Source organism: Epilithonimonas pallida (genome assembly GCF_900182975.1).
Classification (GTDB): Bacteria; Bacteroidota; Bacteroidia; order Flavobacteriales; family Weeksellaceae; genus Epilithonimonas; species Epilithonimonas pallida.
In genome coordinates, this window is sequence record NZ_FXUO01000002.1 from 244,708 (window position 1) to 259,528 (window position 14,821).

General features: G+C 36.7%; 17 protein-coding genes. 4 read left to right on the plus strand and 13 right to left on the minus strand.

Going from position 1 to position 14,821, the window contains the following annotated elements:
* Positions 1–119: 119 nt before the first annotated feature.
* The 6 genes from QOL71_RS04320 to QOL71_RS04345 all read right to left on the minus strand — a co-directional run bounded on the left by QOL71_RS04320 (position 120) and on the right by QOL71_RS04345 (position 4,206).
* Positions 120–569, minus strand: a complete 450-nt coding sequence (locus tag QOL71_RS04320) for a GNAT family N-acetyltransferase (RefSeq protein ID WP_283415738.1) — start codon at positions 567–569, stop codon at positions 120–122.
* Positions 562–1,185: a ribosome biogenesis GTP-binding protein YihA/YsxC gene (gene yihA / locus QOL71_RS04325; protein ID WP_283415739.1), complete on the minus strand. Its 624-nt coding sequence runs from the start codon at positions 1,183–1,185 to the stop codon at positions 562–564. The genes QOL71_RS04320 and yihA overlap by 8 nt, the downstream gene beginning before the upstream one ends.
* Before the next feature lie 94 nt (positions 1,186–1,279).
* Positions 1,280–2,041, minus strand: coding sequence for an alpha/beta fold hydrolase (locus tag QOL71_RS04330; RefSeq protein ID WP_283415740.1), 762 nt, complete (start codon positions 2,039–2,041; stop codon positions 1,280–1,282).
* 81 nt (positions 2,042–2,122) lie between these two features.
* On the minus strand, positions 2,123–2,515 hold the full coding sequence (locus tag QOL71_RS04335) for a hypothetical protein (RefSeq protein WP_283415741.1): 393 nt from the start codon (positions 2,513–2,515) through the stop codon (positions 2,123–2,125).
* Positions 2,512–2,802: a hypothetical protein gene (locus tag QOL71_RS04340; RefSeq protein ID WP_283415742.1), complete on the minus strand. Its 291-nt coding sequence runs from the start codon at positions 2,800–2,802 to the stop codon at positions 2,512–2,514. Before QOL71_RS04340 ends, QOL71_RS04335 begins: the two co-directional genes overlap by 4 nt.
* A gap of 3 nt (positions 2,803–2,805) precedes the next feature.
* On the minus strand, positions 2,806–4,206 hold the full coding sequence (locus tag QOL71_RS04345; RefSeq protein WP_283415743.1) for a nucleoside recognition domain-containing protein: 1,401 nt from the start codon (positions 4,204–4,206) through the stop codon (positions 2,806–2,808).
* A gap of 575 nt (positions 4,207–4,781) precedes the next feature.
* Between QOL71_RS04345 and QOL71_RS04350 the strand changes: the two genes are divergently transcribed.
* Genes QOL71_RS04350 through metQ form a run of 3 tightly spaced genes read left to right on the plus strand, consistent with a single transcriptional unit; the run spans position 4,782 to position 7,266 of the window.
* A complete protein-coding gene (locus QOL71_RS04350; RefSeq protein ID WP_283415744.1) occupies positions 4,782–5,810 on the plus strand; it encodes a methionine ABC transporter ATP-binding protein in 1,029 nt (342 codons plus the stop codon).
* Entirely contained in the window at positions 5,800–6,453 is a 654-nt protein-coding gene (metI, locus tag QOL71_RS04355; protein WP_283415745.1) for a methionine ABC transporter permease MetI, read from the plus strand. The genes QOL71_RS04350 and metI overlap by 11 nt, the downstream gene beginning before the upstream one ends.
* Positions 6,454–6,465: 12 nt before the next feature.
* Positions 6,466–7,266: a methionine ABC transporter substrate-binding lipoprotein MetQ gene (gene metQ / locus QOL71_RS04360; protein ID WP_283415746.1), complete on the plus strand. Its 801-nt coding sequence runs from the start codon at positions 6,466–6,468 to the stop codon at positions 7,264–7,266.
* Positions 7,267–7,324: 58 nt separating this feature from the next.
* On the opposite strand, the gene QOL71_RS04365 is transcribed toward metQ, so the two are convergent.
* The 7 genes from QOL71_RS04365 to QOL71_RS04395 all read right to left on the minus strand — a co-directional run bounded on the left by QOL71_RS04365 (position 7,325) and on the right by QOL71_RS04395 (position 13,123).
* Positions 7,325–7,834 (minus strand): DUF6973 domain-containing protein, encoded by a 510-nt coding sequence (locus QOL71_RS04365; protein ID WP_283415747.1) that lies wholly within the window; start codon positions 7,832–7,834, stop codon positions 7,325–7,327.
* A 57-nt stretch (positions 7,835–7,891) separates the two neighbouring features.
* Positions 7,892–8,749, minus strand: a complete 858-nt coding sequence (gene accD, locus QOL71_RS04370; protein WP_283415748.1) for an acetyl-CoA carboxylase, carboxyltransferase subunit beta — start codon at positions 8,747–8,749, stop codon at positions 7,892–7,894.
* Positions 8,750–8,832: 83 nt separating this feature from the next.
* On the minus strand, positions 8,833–9,900 hold the full coding sequence (fbaA, locus tag QOL71_RS04375; RefSeq protein WP_283415749.1) for a class II fructose-bisphosphate aldolase: 1,068 nt from the start codon (positions 9,898–9,900) through the stop codon (positions 8,833–8,835).
* Positions 9,901–10,001: 101 nt separating this feature from the next.
* Positions 10,002–10,874 carry an NAD kinase gene (locus QOL71_RS04380; protein ID WP_283415750.1) on the minus strand — a complete coding sequence of 291 codons (873 nt, stop codon included), beginning with the start codon at positions 10,872–10,874 and terminating at the stop codon, positions 10,002–10,004.
* 2 nt (positions 10,875–10,876) lie between these two features.
* Positions 10,877–11,530 (minus strand): CBS domain-containing protein, encoded by a 654-nt coding sequence (locus tag QOL71_RS04385; protein ID WP_283415751.1) that lies wholly within the window; start codon positions 11,528–11,530, stop codon positions 10,877–10,879.
* A 172-nt stretch (positions 11,531–11,702) separates the two neighbouring features.
* On the minus strand, positions 11,703–12,239 hold the full coding sequence (locus QOL71_RS04390; protein WP_283415752.1) for an RNA methyltransferase: 537 nt from the start codon (positions 12,237–12,239) through the stop codon (positions 11,703–11,705).
* Positions 12,240–12,241: 2 nt separating this feature from the next.
* The gene (locus tag QOL71_RS04395) at positions 12,242–13,123 is read right to left on the minus strand and encodes a bestrophin family protein (protein ID WP_283415753.1); all 882 of its coding nucleotides are present in this window, start codon (positions 13,121–13,123) and stop codon (positions 12,242–12,244) included.
* A 161-nt stretch (positions 13,124–13,284) separates the two neighbouring features.
* Between QOL71_RS04395 and QOL71_RS04400 the strand changes: the two genes are divergently transcribed.
* Entirely contained in the window at positions 13,285–14,811 is a 1,527-nt protein-coding gene (locus QOL71_RS04400) for a helicase HerA-like domain-containing protein (protein WP_283415754.1), read from the plus strand.
* Positions 14,812–14,821 lie beyond the last annotated feature (10 nt).

The window sequence follows — 14,821 nt, forward strand, 5'->3', positions numbered from 1 at the left end:
CCCGTAAATAAATGTGATTTTATGTATCTACTTTTGCCGAGGATTAATAACCGTAAGAACACAAATCAAGAATACATTCATTTTTCAGAAATAGCCCTGAGTATATCTCCGGGCTATTTTTATTTTCTAAACATCTCAGTATGAGGAATATTATCTTCCAAATATTTTTTCCCTGTATCCAAAAATCCAAAACCTGAATAAAATCTTAGCAAATAATCCTGCGCAGAGATCCTGATTTCCGATGTTCCCAAACGGTTCTCAATAATTTCTACAGCATACTGTATCAATTGCTTTCCCAAGCCTGTTCCTCTTCCTTTCTCCGTTGTTATGACTCTTCCAATTGATGTTTCCTGATATTTGATTCCTTTGTCGAAGATTCTGCAATAAGCTAAAACTTCACCTCCTTTTTCTGCCCAAAGATGAATCGCTTTTTGATCATACCCATCCAAATCGGGATATGGGCAATCTTGTTCAACAACAAATACATCAACTCTGGCTTTGATCACCGCATAAAGCTCATCAACTGTAAACTCCGGAAAAGTCTTGATTTTCCAAACAATATCATTCATCAAATTTCACTTTGTTTTTTTCCAAAAAGTCATTGGTTTTCTGGATATAATTCAGGATCAGATCGCCGCCTTCCTTTTTTTCTGCAGAAGTGATATACAAATCCGGTAGTTCTTCCCAGGACTGCAGCAATTCATTTTTATAAACCTCTACATTCTTTTCAGCGGCACCAGGTTTCAGTTTATCCGCTTTTGTAAAAACAATGGAAAATGGAACACCACTTTCTCCGCACCATTGCATGAATTCCAGATCTATTTTCTGTGGATTATGACGGATATCTACCAAAACAAAAAGATTAACCAGGTTTTTTCTGTTCAGGATATAATTTGTAATCAATTTTTCAAAATCCTTCCTCAGACTTTTGGAAACTTTGGCGTAACCATAACCCGGCAAATCCGTAAGGTACCAGCTTTCATTCACTAAAAAATGATTGATGAGCTGTGTTTTTCCCGGCGTCTGCGAAGTTTTAGCAAGATCTTTGTGATTCATCATCGCATTGATAAGAGAAGACTTTCCAACATTGGAACGTCCGATAAATGCGTATTCCGGGATTTTTGGTTCCGGGCATTCCTGCCATTTTTGGCTGCTTTTTACAAATTCTGCGGTTTTGATCTGCATATTTTTATAATTTAAAAACCATTAAGAATCAAATTTATTTAAAATTAAAAAATTCAAATTCTTAATGGTCTGAAAAGTTTTTATTGATTTTTGACTACATCACTTTTTGCAGCCATGCATATAGAATCTCATTGAACTCATCCGGCTTTTCCATCATTGCTGCGTGTCCGCATTTGTCGATCCAGTGCAGCTCAGAATTCGGGATGAACTTGTGCATATCTTCGGCTACTTCCGGCGGCGTTACATTATCCTGTTTTCCCCAGATGATGCAGGTTGGACAAGTAATTTTCGGAAGATCATTCAGCATATTATGTTTGATGGCGCTTCTCGCCAACATTACGGTTTTGATGCCTTTCATTCTGTCATTTACAACTGCAAAAACCTCATCTACCAATTCGTCAGTTGCAACAATCGGATCATAAAAAACATCCTGGGTTTTCTTTTTGATATAATCTTTGTCACTTTTTCTTGGAAAGCTGTCTCCAAAAGTCCTTTCATACAAACCAGAACTCCCTGTCAAAACAAGGTTTCTCACTAGTTCCGGGCGAGTTGTTGTTAGAATCAGCCCTATATGACCACCCATAGAATTCCCGACAATTGTCACAGGTTTCCCGATAACATCCTTAATGAATTTAGCTACAAACTTTGAAATTGATGTTAAATTGGTATTCAGAATTGGCAAATCATAAATAGGCAATTGCGGAACAAAGACCTGATAACCTTTGTCCGAAAAAAAATTAATCATTTTATCGAAGTTGCTCAAGCCCCCCATCAACCCGTGCAAAAGCACCATTGGATGACCCTCGCCTGCTTCTACATAGGTATATTTTGTGTCTTTTTTAGTTTTAAAAATCATAATGCTTACTCGATAACGCGCAAAAATACAAATAAAAGAATAATTTTTTTATTTAATCCTACTAAAATGGTCAAAATTAATTTATTTTAATATTGAATTCAACTCGTTGATTCTATTGATAATTGGCAAAGCGAAAATTCCGCTGGTTTGCAGATATAATTCATAGAATGTTTTGGCTTTGTCTGCAAAATCTTTTGTTCCTTCTAATCGATAGTGAAACATAAAAATATTGCCCAGCATCTCATAATAATCTGCGTGGTCTTTGGATTCTCTCCCTTTTACAATCTCGATGATATCTTCTTTTGATTTCGAAGCTAATTCTTTGAAATTAATTTTAAAAATATCTTTCATCAGGGAATCGAAGTCTAGCTCTTTTTGCATCAGGCTTTCTTCCGGTTTTCCGAGAAGCAGTTTTTCTAAGGCTTGTGTTAATTGTCGAATTAATCTTAAAGTAAAATCTTTATCTTGAATCATTTTTTAATTTTATTTTCTTCTTCATCAAGTTCCGGGCTTGCAGAAACTCTTGATACAAAATGAATTGTCCCTTCTTTTGAGTTGTAAATTTTGTTGGCAAATTTAATCCCAACTAATGTTCCTATAATGGCAATCACTATTGAAATGATTGTAGTAAAAATTGAATCAAATGAGAAATAAATAATCGCTGCTAAAACGAAACCGATTAAGAATGGCGAAAGAAAAACCTGTATCCAGCCAACGATTTCCGTCGATTCTTCGAAGATATTTCTTTTTTGATTTTTCATTAGTTATCCAAAAAACAAATACGCCAAAACTATCGCAGTAATCACGCCAACTAAGTCTGCCAAAAGCATCGAGCCAACGGTGTATCTTGTATTTTTAATTCCAACAGAACCAAAATAAACGGCAATAACATAAAATGTCGTATCAGAACTTCCTTGGAGAATCGCAGATAATTTTCCCGGAAAACTGTCTGCTCCAAAAGTTTTCATTGTGTCAACCATCATTCCACGAGCACCGGAACCTGATAACGGTTTTATAAGCGCTGTCGGCAATCCGTCAACAAATCTTGTATCTAGGTGGGAAGCGCTGGCAATCCATTTCATTCCGTCAATAATCACATCAAAAACACCACTCGTTCTTAGCAATGAAATCGCGATTAACATTCCAACCAAATATGGGATAATCTTCACACAGACCGTAAAACCTTCTTTCGCACCATCGATAAATGCATCGAAAATGTTGATTTTTTTGTAAACTGCACCAAGAACAATCGCAAAGAAAATCAATAGGATAATTCCGTTGCTCATCACTTTGCTGAAAGAATCCAATTCTTCTTTATTCAGTTGAACCAGATAAATTACCAGTAATGCGATAATTGCAGAAATCCCGCCAACATAAGCTAAAACAATCGGTTGGAAAAGATTGATTTTTTGTCTGATAGAAACAATTATCATTGCGGCCATTGTTGCACAAAAAGTTGCAATCATACAAGGCAGAAAAATATCAGTCGGTGTTTCCGAACCCATGGATGAACGAATCGCAATAATGGAAACCGGGATCAATGTCAATCCGCTGGCGTGCAGACAGAGAAACATAATTTGGGCGTTGCTGGCTTTGTCTTTATCTGGATTCAAAGTCTGGAGGCTTTCCATTGCTTTGAGTCCGAAAGGCGTCGCTGCATTATCAAGACCGAGAAGATTGGCACTGAAATTCAGCATCATATGCCCGAAAGACGGATGATTTTTCGGAATCTCCGGAAATAATTTTGAGAAGAATGGCTGAATCAATCGGCTTAGGAAATTAATTCCGCCTGCTTTCTCAGCAATGCTCATAAACCCCATAAACAAAGCCATAATTCCAATCAGTTTGAGACATATATTGACCGCTGTTTCGCTGGTTCCGATAACGCCATCGGTTTCGGCAACTCTGTAAGTTTTGACATTTTGAAGAGAATCCATCTTGTAATGAATGTGACTGTCTTCAAAATCAGGATTGGTTAATAATGATTTCTGAATTTCCGGAGAAATCTGAGCTAAAGGTTTTTGCGAAATCTGAATCGTGTCGCCACCTTTTCCTACAACCATATCATTAAAAATCTGGCTGTAATTCTCTGAACTGAAATACTTAATTGATGCAACCGCAATTGCTATAATAATGAAGGCGGACCAAATCCTGCTTAGAACCATTCGGAAAATTAATTTTTAGTAAATGTAAGAAAAGATATGAGATTTTAGAAGTTGGTTTTTAAAACTGTTTGCAGTCCATAAACACACTTTTGTCATTCCGTAGGAATCTCAACAATGAAAATCGTGAATGTTATATTTAGATTCCTACGGAATGACAAACTTCACGGTAAATGTTTATGCTAAAATTTGAAGTCGAATTGTCGCGACCCGACTTGAGCGGAAATCCTTTTTACGCAACGCAGTGGAGTGAAAAGATTGACTTCGTCGAACCACTTCGTTAGGTTTGGGAGCCCTTCCACAAGCTCAGGATAAACTACAGGCGGATTAAGTCGCCCAAACGATTATTACAAAAAACTGACATTTATCATTTAATTCAAATTATACTTGTTTAGTATGAATTGAATTTTTAGTTTTGCAAAGGCTTTTTTTAAAACACTATTATGTCAGAAAAAATGTTTTGTTGCTACGATTTAACTTTTCGAATATATATGAAGAAGTAATAATAGTGTGTTTATTTTGAAAACCTTTCATACTTCTATGTGAAAGGTTTTTTATTTTTTAACTAATGAATAAAAATGATTGAATTGATAAACGTTTCCAAACGTTTTACTACTAAAAATAAGGTTGTCCAAGCCTTGTCGGATGTTTCCCTGACTGTTGAAAAGGGAGAAATCTTCGGTGTGATTGGAACTTCCGGTGCCGGGAAAAGCACGCTCATCAGATGCGTGAACCTTCTGGAAAAACCCAACGAAGGAAAAGTGATTGTCGATAATGTAGAATTGACAAAATTGTCCGAAGCTCAATTGACTTTGGAAAGAAGAAAAATTGCAATGATTTTCCAGCATTTTAATCTATTGTCATCTCGCACGGTTTTTGATAATGTGGCATTTCCGTTGGAATTGGAAGGAAAATCGAAGTCGGAAATCAATGAGAAAGTGGATTCACTTTTGGAATTGGTCGGACTGAAAGAAAAGGCAAAAGATTATCCGGCGAATCTTTCCGGCGGACAAAAACAAAGAGTTGCGATTGCGAGAGCTTTAGCCAACGATCCGAAAGTTCTGTTGTGTGATGAAGCTACAAGCGCATTGGATCCTGCAACGACAAAATCGATTTTACAACTTCTTAAATCCATTAATCAAAAATTGAATCTCACGATTCTTCTTATCACACACGAGATGGAAGTGATTAAAAGTATTTGCGATAAAGTGGCCGTAATTGATAATGGCCAATTAGCGGAACAAGGAAAAGTGGAACAGATTTTCATTCATCCGGAAAAAGATATCACGAAAGGTTTTATACAAGCTTCTTTGAATGTAGAATTGCCTTCGATTTATCAGAACTCTATCAGCAATATTGACAGCGAGAATAACAATCCTTTGGTCAAAATTCTGATAAGCGGAAACGAAACTCAGAGTTCAGTTATCATTAATCTGTATGAGAAATTTAATGTTAAAGCTAAGATTATCAGTGCGCAACTGGAGTATGTCGGTCACCTGAACTTCGGCATTTTGATTCTGGAATTGCAGGGAAAAAATACCAATGAAGCTTTGGTTTATTTAGAAAATGAATATGTAAACTCAGAAATTTTAGGTTATGTCGGATAGTATCATCAATTTGTTATTTCAAGGGACGATTGAGACAATTATAATGACCTTGGTTTCAGGATTTTTCGGATTTGTTTTAGGATTGCCGACGGGAATTTTTCTTTTTCTCACAAGAAAAGGCCAATTATTGGAAAATAAGATATCACACCAAATCGTATCTATTATAGTCAATATTTTCCGTTCAATTCCTTTTATCATTCTCATTGTCTGGATGATACCTTTCACAAGAACCATTGTAGGAACATCGATTGGTGTTTCTGCAGCTCTGGTTCCATTGAGTGTTGGTTCTGCGCCTTTCATTGCAAGGTTGGTAGAAAACAGCCTTTTGGAAATTCCGTCAGGTTTGATAGAAGCCGCAAGGTCGATGGGCGCAAAGCCGTTTCAAATTATCCGGAAAGTCCTTTTACCAGAAGCTTTGCCGTCGTTAATTAATAATGTGAGTATTACATTAATTACACTAGTTGGATATTCTGCAATGGGCGGTGCAGTTGGTGCCGGCGGATTGGGACAAGTTGGTTATCAATACGGTTATATCGGATATGATTTTGCAGTAATGAATTCGGTTCTAATATTATTAATCGTGCTGGTTTTCATTATTCAGCTTTCCGGAGACTTTCTTTCAAAAAAATTCAATCATAGATAAAAATTAAAAAAAATGAAGACAAAAATATTGGCTTTAGCATTAGCTATTATTACATTATCAGCCTGCAGCAAAAAAGAATCAAACCCTAATGTTCTGAAAGTGGGAATCGCAACCGGGCCAGAACAAAACATTGCCGAAGCTGCTAAAAAAGTAGCGAAAGAAAAATACGGCTTGGATGTGGAATTGGTTACCTTTAATGACTATGTCGTTCCGAATGAAGCTCTGAACCAAGGTGATGTTGATGTGAACGCTTTTCAGCATTTACCTTATCTTGAAGAGCAATCCAGACAACGTGGTTATAAATTAGCAGTTGTGGGAAAAACTTTTGTTTACCCGATTGTAGCTTATTCAAAAAAAATAAAATCAGTTTCCGAATTGCAACCCGGACAAACTATTGTGATTCCTAATGACCCGACCAATGGCGGACGTTCATTATTGTTATTACAAAAGCAAGGTATTTTGAAGTTGAAAGATGACGTTGGATTGTTGCCTAAAGTAACTGACATTATCGCTAATCCGAAAAACCTGAAAATCCTGGAGTTGGAAGCACCTCAGATTCCAAGGATTTTGGAAGACAAAGAAGTAGCTTTGGCAATTATCAATAATAATTTTGCGGCTCAAGCTGGTCTTGACCCTGAAAAAGAAGGATTATTCAAAGAAGATAAGGATTCGCCTTACGCTAATCTTATCGTTGCAAGAGAAGATAATAAGAATGATGAAAAAGTGAAAAAATTTGTACAAGCATACCAATCTCCGGAAGTAGAATCTGCGGCGCAACAAACCTTCAAAGGTGGAGCGGTGAAAGCGTGGTAAAACTTCTATTATATATCTAATTTTTTAAGTTGACGATTCTTCTGAGTCGTCAATTTGATTATTGCAAATACACCAACGTTGTTTTATCAACGTCTTGATCCGTATCAGTTATCAGAACAGCATTTGCGGTTCTCTTCTGTAATTCCTGAATAAAAAAGTTGCTTTCAAAAAACTGACGATGGATTCCCGGAACGAGCGTCATAAAATAATCCATTCCAACTCTGTTATTATGAAGGTCCATTTTGGTTTCTAACGGTTCATTCGGGAAAAGTTCTTCGTGCATATCTGTAAGTTTTTTGCACCATTTCAGAGATTTATTTGGTGATGAGACTTTACAGAAATACATCATGATCAGGCAACACCAGTAAGCGTGTCGGAATGCATTTCCTTTTCCGCTGTTAGAATTGGTTTTCGGATAAAGCTCTTTGGCTTTGGTAAATGCCTTAAAACTGGCATAAGTATATAAGAACGCAAATAAAGGATGCATTAATCCGACAGAAAAGACCTTCAAAAGTTTTTTAAAGGTCAATGATTTTAAAGTCCTGAAAAATATGCTTACAAATCTCATAAAAAACTCTCCCAGATTTGAGAGAGTGAGTTTTTTTATAATTATTAACTGTTTGGATTAATGATATTCGTGCATTAAAAGCTTTACAGCTCTGGAAACTTGCTGTTTGATTTCTGTCCTTTTCACGATAAAATCAACAAATCCTTTTTCCTGCAGGAATTCCGATGTCTGGAAGCCCTCAGGCAAATCTCTTCCTATCGTTTCACGGATAACTCTTGGTCCCGCAAAACCTATCAAAGCACTTGGTTCAGCAATAATCAAATCAGCTGTCATTGCAAATGATGCTGTGATACCGCCAAAAGTAGGGTCAGTCAAATAGGCGATATAAGGTAAACCGGCATCGGAAAGCTGAACCAGCTTAGCCTGAACTTTCGCCAATTGCATAAGTGAATATGCTGCTTCCTGCATTCTCGCTCCACCGGACTGGCAGATAATCATATAAGGCAATTTGTGTTTGATACAATAATCAATAGCTCTTCTGATTTTTTCTCCCATTACAGAACCTAAAGAACCTCCGATAAAAGCAAAATCCATACAGGAAACTACCATTTCTACACCATTCACTTTTCCGGTTGCATTACGGATAGAATCTGTCAGTTTTGTTTTTGATTTCACTTCTTTCAGACGGTCTGTATAAGTTTTTGTATCCTTGAATTTCAGGATATCAACACTTTCCACATCAGCATCCAATTCTTTGAATTTCTGATCATCAAAAAGCATATCGAAATATTCTCTGCTGCCGATTCTTACATGGAAACCGTCTTCCGGAGATACAAAATTATTCGCTTTAAGTTCTTCCGCTTCTATAATTTTTCCGGTTGGAGTTTTATGCCAAAGACCTTTTGGAACATCTTTTTTGTCTTCCGTGGAAGTTGTAATGTTTTGGGTTTTTCTTTTAAACCAATCAAATGCCATATTCTATAATTGATAAATGAAAAATGATAACTGATGAGAAAACGACTGAACCATTTATCGCTTCAATTATCATTTATAAATTATTAAAGTGTATTGATATTGTTCAGATCTTCAAAAGCCTGAGTCAATCTCTTGATATACGTTTCTTCTCCTTTTCTTACCCAGACTCTTGGATCGTAGAATTTCTTATTTGGAGCATCGGCACCAGTTGGATTTCCGATCTGATGGCGCAGATATTCAATCTGTTCTGTCATATAATCTCTGATTCCTTCTGTGTAACCGAATTGTAAATCTGTATCGATGTTCATTTTTACAACACCGTAGCTGATTGCTTCTCTTATTTCTTCCAAAGTAGAGCCAGATCCACCATGGAACACAAAATTTACCGGTTTCTCCCCTGTACCAAATTTCTCCTGAACATATTTCTGAGAATTATCAAGGATTTTTGGAGTTAATTTTACGTTGCCCGGCTTATAAACACCATGTACATTACCGAAAGCGGCAGCAATTGTAAAATTATCAGACACTTTTTTCAAAACTTCATAAGCATGTGCAACCTCTTCGGGTTGTGTGTATAATTTTGAGCTGTCAACATCAGAGTTATCAACACCATCTTCTTCACCTCCGGTTACTCCAAGTTCAATTTCTAGAGTCATTCCCATTTTTGCCATTCTTTCGAAATATTTAGCAGAAACTTCGAGATTTTCTTCCAAAGGTTCTTCAGAAAGATCCAGCATGTGAGAAGAATATAATGGTTTTCCCGTCAATCTGAAATGTTCTTCACTTGCATCTAAAAGACCATCAACCCAAGGCAATAATTTTTTTGCACAATGGTCTGTATGCAGGATTACTGTCGCTCCGTAAGCTTCTGCCAAAGTGTGGATGTGCTTTGCACCAGCAATAGCTCCAAGTATAGAAGCCCTTTGACCATCATTGCTCAAGCCTTTTCCTGCATTGAAAGCCGCACCACCATTTGAAAACTGGATAATTACAGGGGCGTTTAGTTTTGCAGCAGTTTCCAAAGTTGCATTGATATTACTAGAGCCAATCACATTAGCAGCAGGAAGCGCAAATTGCTTTTCTTTTGCATAATCAAATATCTCTGTTACTAAAGAACCAGTGGCAACTCCTGCCGGAAATTTTCTGCTCATTTTTATTATATTTTTTAAGATTTTTTGGACTGTAAAGTTACGAAATTATTAATAATTCTAACTTCAATTAATATACTATGTTAAGAATAATTTTTCAATAATTAATTTCTCTTGTCATTTCCCCAAAGCAACTTCTGGCGGATTGTTTCGTAGAAACTGAAATTTTTCGGCTTGATAAGGAACAAAGAAAATTCTGCTTTTTCAATGATAATCTCACTCCCCACTTCCATATGATAAAGCCTTGAATCCAAAGCCAAAGTGTATTGCGGAACCCGGCTTTTAACTGTCAGTTTTATTTTCGAGTCATCTTTTACAATCAGTGGACGGACATTCAGGTTATGAGGTGCTATTGGCGATATCGCAAAATTATCGTTCGTCGGAGAAATAATCGGTCCGCCACAACTCAGTGAATAAGCTGTAGAACCGGTTGGAGTTGAAACGATCAATCCATCGCCCCAGAAAACATTCAGAAACTCATCATTAATGTAAGACTCGACCGTAATCATTGATGTCGTTTCTTTTCTGGAAAGACTGACATCATTCAAAGCGAATGGAAAATCGATTTCAGAATTATCATTTGTCGTGATTTTAATTACCGATCTTTCACTGATATTATAATTCTTTTCAAGGATAATCGAATCCAATTCGTCAAAAATCTGGTCTTTCCGGAAATTGGCCAAAAACCCCAATCGTCCTGTATTAACCCCAATAATCGGAATTTCAAGATCCTGTATAAAAGTCAACGCATTAAGAATAGTTCCATCGCCCCCGAAACTAAAAACGATATTGACATTCTTATTTTTAAGTCCCTCTTTGCCGGAAAATGTTTCGAATTCTTTGGAAAAATTCAGATTTTCCGCCATCTCGGCGTGAAGAACAACAGACACTTCTCTCAGCGCCAATTCTGAAATGAACCGATTGAGATACAAAAACGTATCAAGATCTTTCTTTTGAGAATAAATGGCTGCTTTCATAATTAAATCTCCAAAAATTTCTGAAAAAATCCGAACCGGTCTTTCAAGAGTTCTTCTTTCTCATCGTCATAATGTTTATGGACTACAACATAACTGTATCTCTCAAAAGTTTCATCTATAGAACTTAGATTTTCGTTACTGATCTTGAGTGTAATTTCTATACTATCCTCTTTGATTGCATTGATGAAAACGCCATAGATCTTAGCATTGTTACTTTCCACAATCTGCGAAATCTCTGTCATAGAATAGTGCAGGCCGTTGGTCTGGATGGTCAGTATTGCACCATTTTCCGAGAACAGCGGATATTTGGAAAACTCATTAAAAATGTCATCACAGGAGATGTAACCCAGATACTTTTCTTCCTTCGAAATAACGGGAACCACATTGGAATTAAAAATATGGAAAAGCTTGATGCTGTCCAACAGACTGCTGTCTTCCATAATCGCAAAACGCTCAAAATGAATATTGAGAGAATCCAGTTTTCCTTCAGGACTGTCTTCTAAAAAAGACTGACTGAGCCCTCCCAGGAAGAGACCTTTGTTCACAATGAAAACGTGGGAATATCCGAATTCTTTAGCAACCTCAGAAGCCTCTTCTATAGAGTCTTTGACGCTGAAAGCCGGATAATCTTTGGAGATGTAGTCTTTGATAAACATTATGCTAATTTACAAAAATTACTCAGCCAGAAAAGATTTTAAAAATTTTTATACTTTTTTTACAAAACTGTTGCTTTGTATTAATTTAAAAATATATCTTTGTCGCCTTTCATTTTTACTTTTTATTAGATTTATTTCAAACTGCGGCACTTCTGGTGTTTGCAGTTTTTTATTATCTAAATCCAAGATTCTTCGCAAATTCCCAGATCACAATTCCGCCACAGACGCTTACATTCAGAGAATGTTTGGTTCCTAACTGAGGAATTTCCAGAAAATTATCAATATTCCCAAGCGCATCATCACTGATCCCATCGACTTCGTTCCCAAGAATCAAGGCGTATTTTTTTTCCGGATCAATTTCAAAATCCGTTATTAACTGACTGGATGAAGTCTGTTCAATGCCAATAATCTCAAAGTTTTCTTTTTTAAGATTGTCTATAGCCACATTAATATCCTGCTCATAAACCCAATCCACACTCTCTGTTGCACCCAATGCGGCTTTATGAATCTCGCGGTGAGGTGGTTGAGGCGTGATTCCGCAAAGCACCACCTTTTCTATTAGAAAAGCATCACCAGTCCGGAAGATCGCTCCTACATTATGCATACTTCTAACACTATCCAAAACCACAACCAAAGGAATTTTAGCTGTTTTTTTGAACGTTTCCACATCTATTCTTCCCAGTTCTTCTAGTTTCAGTTTCTTTGTCACAGTCAGACTTTATTTAAAATTAAATCGATACTTCTTTCGATATTTTGAGAAATGGCTTCCATAGGAATATCATTCTCATCATTATTGAACGGATCTTCTATCTCTTCCGCAATCAGTTCCAAACTCATCAGAACATAATATACAAACATCGTAATGGGAATCATAAAACAACCCAGATTAACAACATTAGCAATTGGTAAAGCCATTACATAAAAGATAATAAACTTCTTTATAAATGATGAGTACGAATATGGAATAGGCGTATTTTTAATTCTTTCACAACCGCCGCAAACATCTAAAAAGCCGGATAACTGCGTGTCCAAAAATAACATCTCGGTGTCAGAAATTTTTCCTTCTTTTTTAAGCTGGTACAATTTTTTAGTCAACAGAAAAATCAATTCTGCCGGCGGATGATGTTTCAGTTCCTTAGCCAAATCTGCAAAACCTTCATCCAGAACCAATCTTGTTGATTCTTTGGAAAGGTGGCTATTCAGGAAGTGAGGGAAAAATTTCAGGTATTTTGCAATTTGAGTCCTGTTTTTAATATCAGATTCCGGAAGGATGCTGTTAATCTTAATGACAAAATTCCGGCTGTCATTAACCAGTTTACCCCAAAGCTTCCGCCCTTCCCACCAACGATCGTAAGCTGTGTTTGTCCTGAAAACCAACAGCAAAGACAAAACAAACCCCAGCAAAGAATGGATCATCCCGATATTGCTTACAGAAGATTTGGATGTCAGATGCAAAAATTCTACTTCAAAATAATAGACTGCATATGAGTAAATGCCGACTAAAACAATTGTTGGGAAAAGAACCTTCAGTGTATCACTTTTATGAAGACTGATAAGTATTTTCAGGAAATTTTTTGTGTTATAAGCACGCATGCTTTGTGATTTGGATACAAAGATAAAATATTATTGCCTCGCTTTTATATTTTCGAAAATCAGAAATTTGAGCATATTCTATACAAGACAAAATTAATGTAATTGCTAAAGTTTAAATTTCTGGAAAATATTTTTAAATTTAAACATTCAAAAACCAATCGATGTCAGATAAAGAGAAATTCATCACAGATCTTAACGCAAAATATAATCCGAAAGGAGAACATATCATTCTTGGAAAAGGAATGCTTGACGGAGAAGTTGTAACGGAAGTCAATGTTTCTATCCCACTTAAAACCGTAAACCGGCACGGATTAATTGCCGGCGCAACGGGAACCGGAAAAACCAAAACACTTCAGGTTTTTGTGGAGCAATTGTCTCACGCAGGAATCCCAACTTTGGTAATGGATATCAAAGGAGACCTTTCCGGAATTGCAGAAGCAGGAACAGAAAATGACAACATCAAAGACCGTTACGCCAAAACGCAGTTGCCTTATTCCCCACAGAGCTTTCCGGTAGAACTAATGACTATTTCCGGAACAAAAGGTGTGAAACTGAGAGCCACTGTGTTGGAATTCGGACCAATCTTGTTAAGTAAAATTCTTGGACTCAATGATACCCAGCAAAGCATCATGTCTATTGTTTTCAAATACTGTGATGACAAAGCTTTGCCTTTGGTTGATTTGCAGGATTTGAAAAAAGTTTTGCAATACGTAACGGATAATCCGGTTGGTAAAAAAGAACTGGCTGACAATTACGGTTCTATTGCACCGGCATCTTTGGGCGCAATCTTACGCTCGATTGTCGCAATGGAACAACAAGGTGCATCGACTTTTTTCGGCGAACCAAGTTTTGAAGTTGAAGACCTGCTAAAAACCAGAGACGGAAAAGGTGTTGTGAATATTTTCCGTGTGGATGACATCCAAAACAAACCGAATCTTTTCTCAACGTTTATGTTATCGCTTTTTGCAGAAATCTATATGACCTTTCCTGAAGAAGGCGACAGTGGAAGACCAAAATTGGTTCTATTCATAGATGAAGCACATTTGATTTTCAATGAAGCTTCGAAGGCATTGCTTTCCCAGATTGAAACAATGGTAAAATTAATTCGTTCAAAAGGCATCGGTATTTATTTTATCACTCAGATTCCTGGCGATGTTCCGGAAAATATATTGAGTCAGCTTGGTTTGAAAATCCAGCATGCCTTGAGAGGATTCACAGCCAAAGACAGGAAAGAAATTGATAAAGCGGTAGAAAATTATCCAATTACAGAATTCTACAAAGCTAATGAACTCATTCAGAATCTTGGTATTGGAGAAGCTTTCGTAACAGCTCTTGACGAAAAAGGAATTCCTACGCCTTTGGTTCAGACTTATCTGATTTCTCCGGAAAGCCGAATGGATGTATTAACCTCATCAGAAATTGATGAACTAACAAGAAATTCGGAACTCGTCAGAAAATATGAACAGACCATTGATAAGGAAAGTGCTTACGAAATACTCAATAGAAGATTAGAAGAACATTCTCAAACCGTAATTCCTACACCAACGAGAACCGTACAACCTAAAGAAGAACCGGGAATGTTTGAACAGGTAATGGAAAGCCGTGCCGGAAAAACCTTTATGACAACATTGGCGAGAGAAGGTGCGAAGTTTATTTTAGGAATGTTTAGCCTGAAGAAAAGGAGATAATAACTAATTC

Bases quoted from the DNA above. Each gene is read 5' to 3' on its own strand.
- QOL71_RS04320 (WP_283415738.1), bottom strand. From the start codon at position 569: ATGAATGATATTGTTTGGAAAATCAAGACTTTTCCGGAGTTTACAGTT.
- yihA (WP_283415739.1), bottom strand. From the start codon at position 1,185: ATGCAGATCAAAACCGCAGAATTTGTAAAAAGCAGCCAAAAATGGCAG.
- QOL71_RS04330 (WP_283415740.1), bottom strand. From the start codon at position 2,041: ATGATTTTTAAAACTAAAAAAGACACAAAATATACCTATGTAGAAGCA.
- QOL71_RS04385 (WP_283415751.1), bottom strand. From the start codon at position 11,530: ATGTTTATCAAAGACTACATCTCCAAAGATTATCCGGCTTTCAGCGTC.
- metQ (WP_283415746.1), top strand. From the start codon at position 6,466: ATGAAGACAAAAATATTGGCTTTAGCATTAGCTATTATTACATTATCA.
- QOL71_RS04350 (WP_283415744.1), top strand. From the start codon at position 4,782: ATGATTGAATTGATAAACGTTTCCAAACGTTTTACTACTAAAAATAAG.
- QOL71_RS04400 (WP_283415754.1), top strand. From the start codon at position 13,285: ATGTCAGATAAAGAGAAATTCATCACAGATCTTAACGCAAAATATAAT.
- QOL71_RS04345 (WP_283415743.1), bottom strand. From the start codon at position 4,206: ATGGTTCTAAGCAGGATTTGGTCCGCCTTCATTATTATAGCAATTGCG.
- QOL71_RS04365 (WP_283415747.1), bottom strand. From the start codon at position 7,834: ATGAGATTTGTAAGCATATTTTTCAGGACTTTAAAATCATTGACCTTT.
- QOL71_RS04340 (WP_283415742.1), bottom strand. From the start codon at position 2,802: ATGAAAAATCAAAAAAGAAATATCTTCGAAGAATCGACGGAAATCGTT.
- QOL71_RS04395 (WP_283415753.1), bottom strand. From the start codon at position 13,123: ATGCGTGCTTATAACACAAAAAATTTCCTGAAAATACTTATCAGTCTT.
- QOL71_RS04380 (WP_283415750.1), bottom strand. From the start codon at position 10,874: ATGAAAGCAGCCATTTATTCTCAAAAGAAAGATCTTGATACGTTTTTG.
- accD (WP_283415748.1), bottom strand. From the start codon at position 8,749: ATGGCATTTGATTGGTTTAAAAGAAAAACCCAAAACATTACAACTTCC.
- QOL71_RS04335 (WP_283415741.1), bottom strand. From the start codon at position 2,515: ATGATTCAAGATAAAGATTTTACTTTAAGATTAATTCGACAATTAACA.
- fbaA (WP_283415749.1), bottom strand. From the start codon at position 9,900: ATGAGCAGAAAATTTCCGGCAGGAGTTGCCACTGGTTCTTTAGTAACA.
- metI (WP_283415745.1), top strand. From the start codon at position 5,800: ATGTCGGATAGTATCATCAATTTGTTATTTCAAGGGACGATTGAGACA.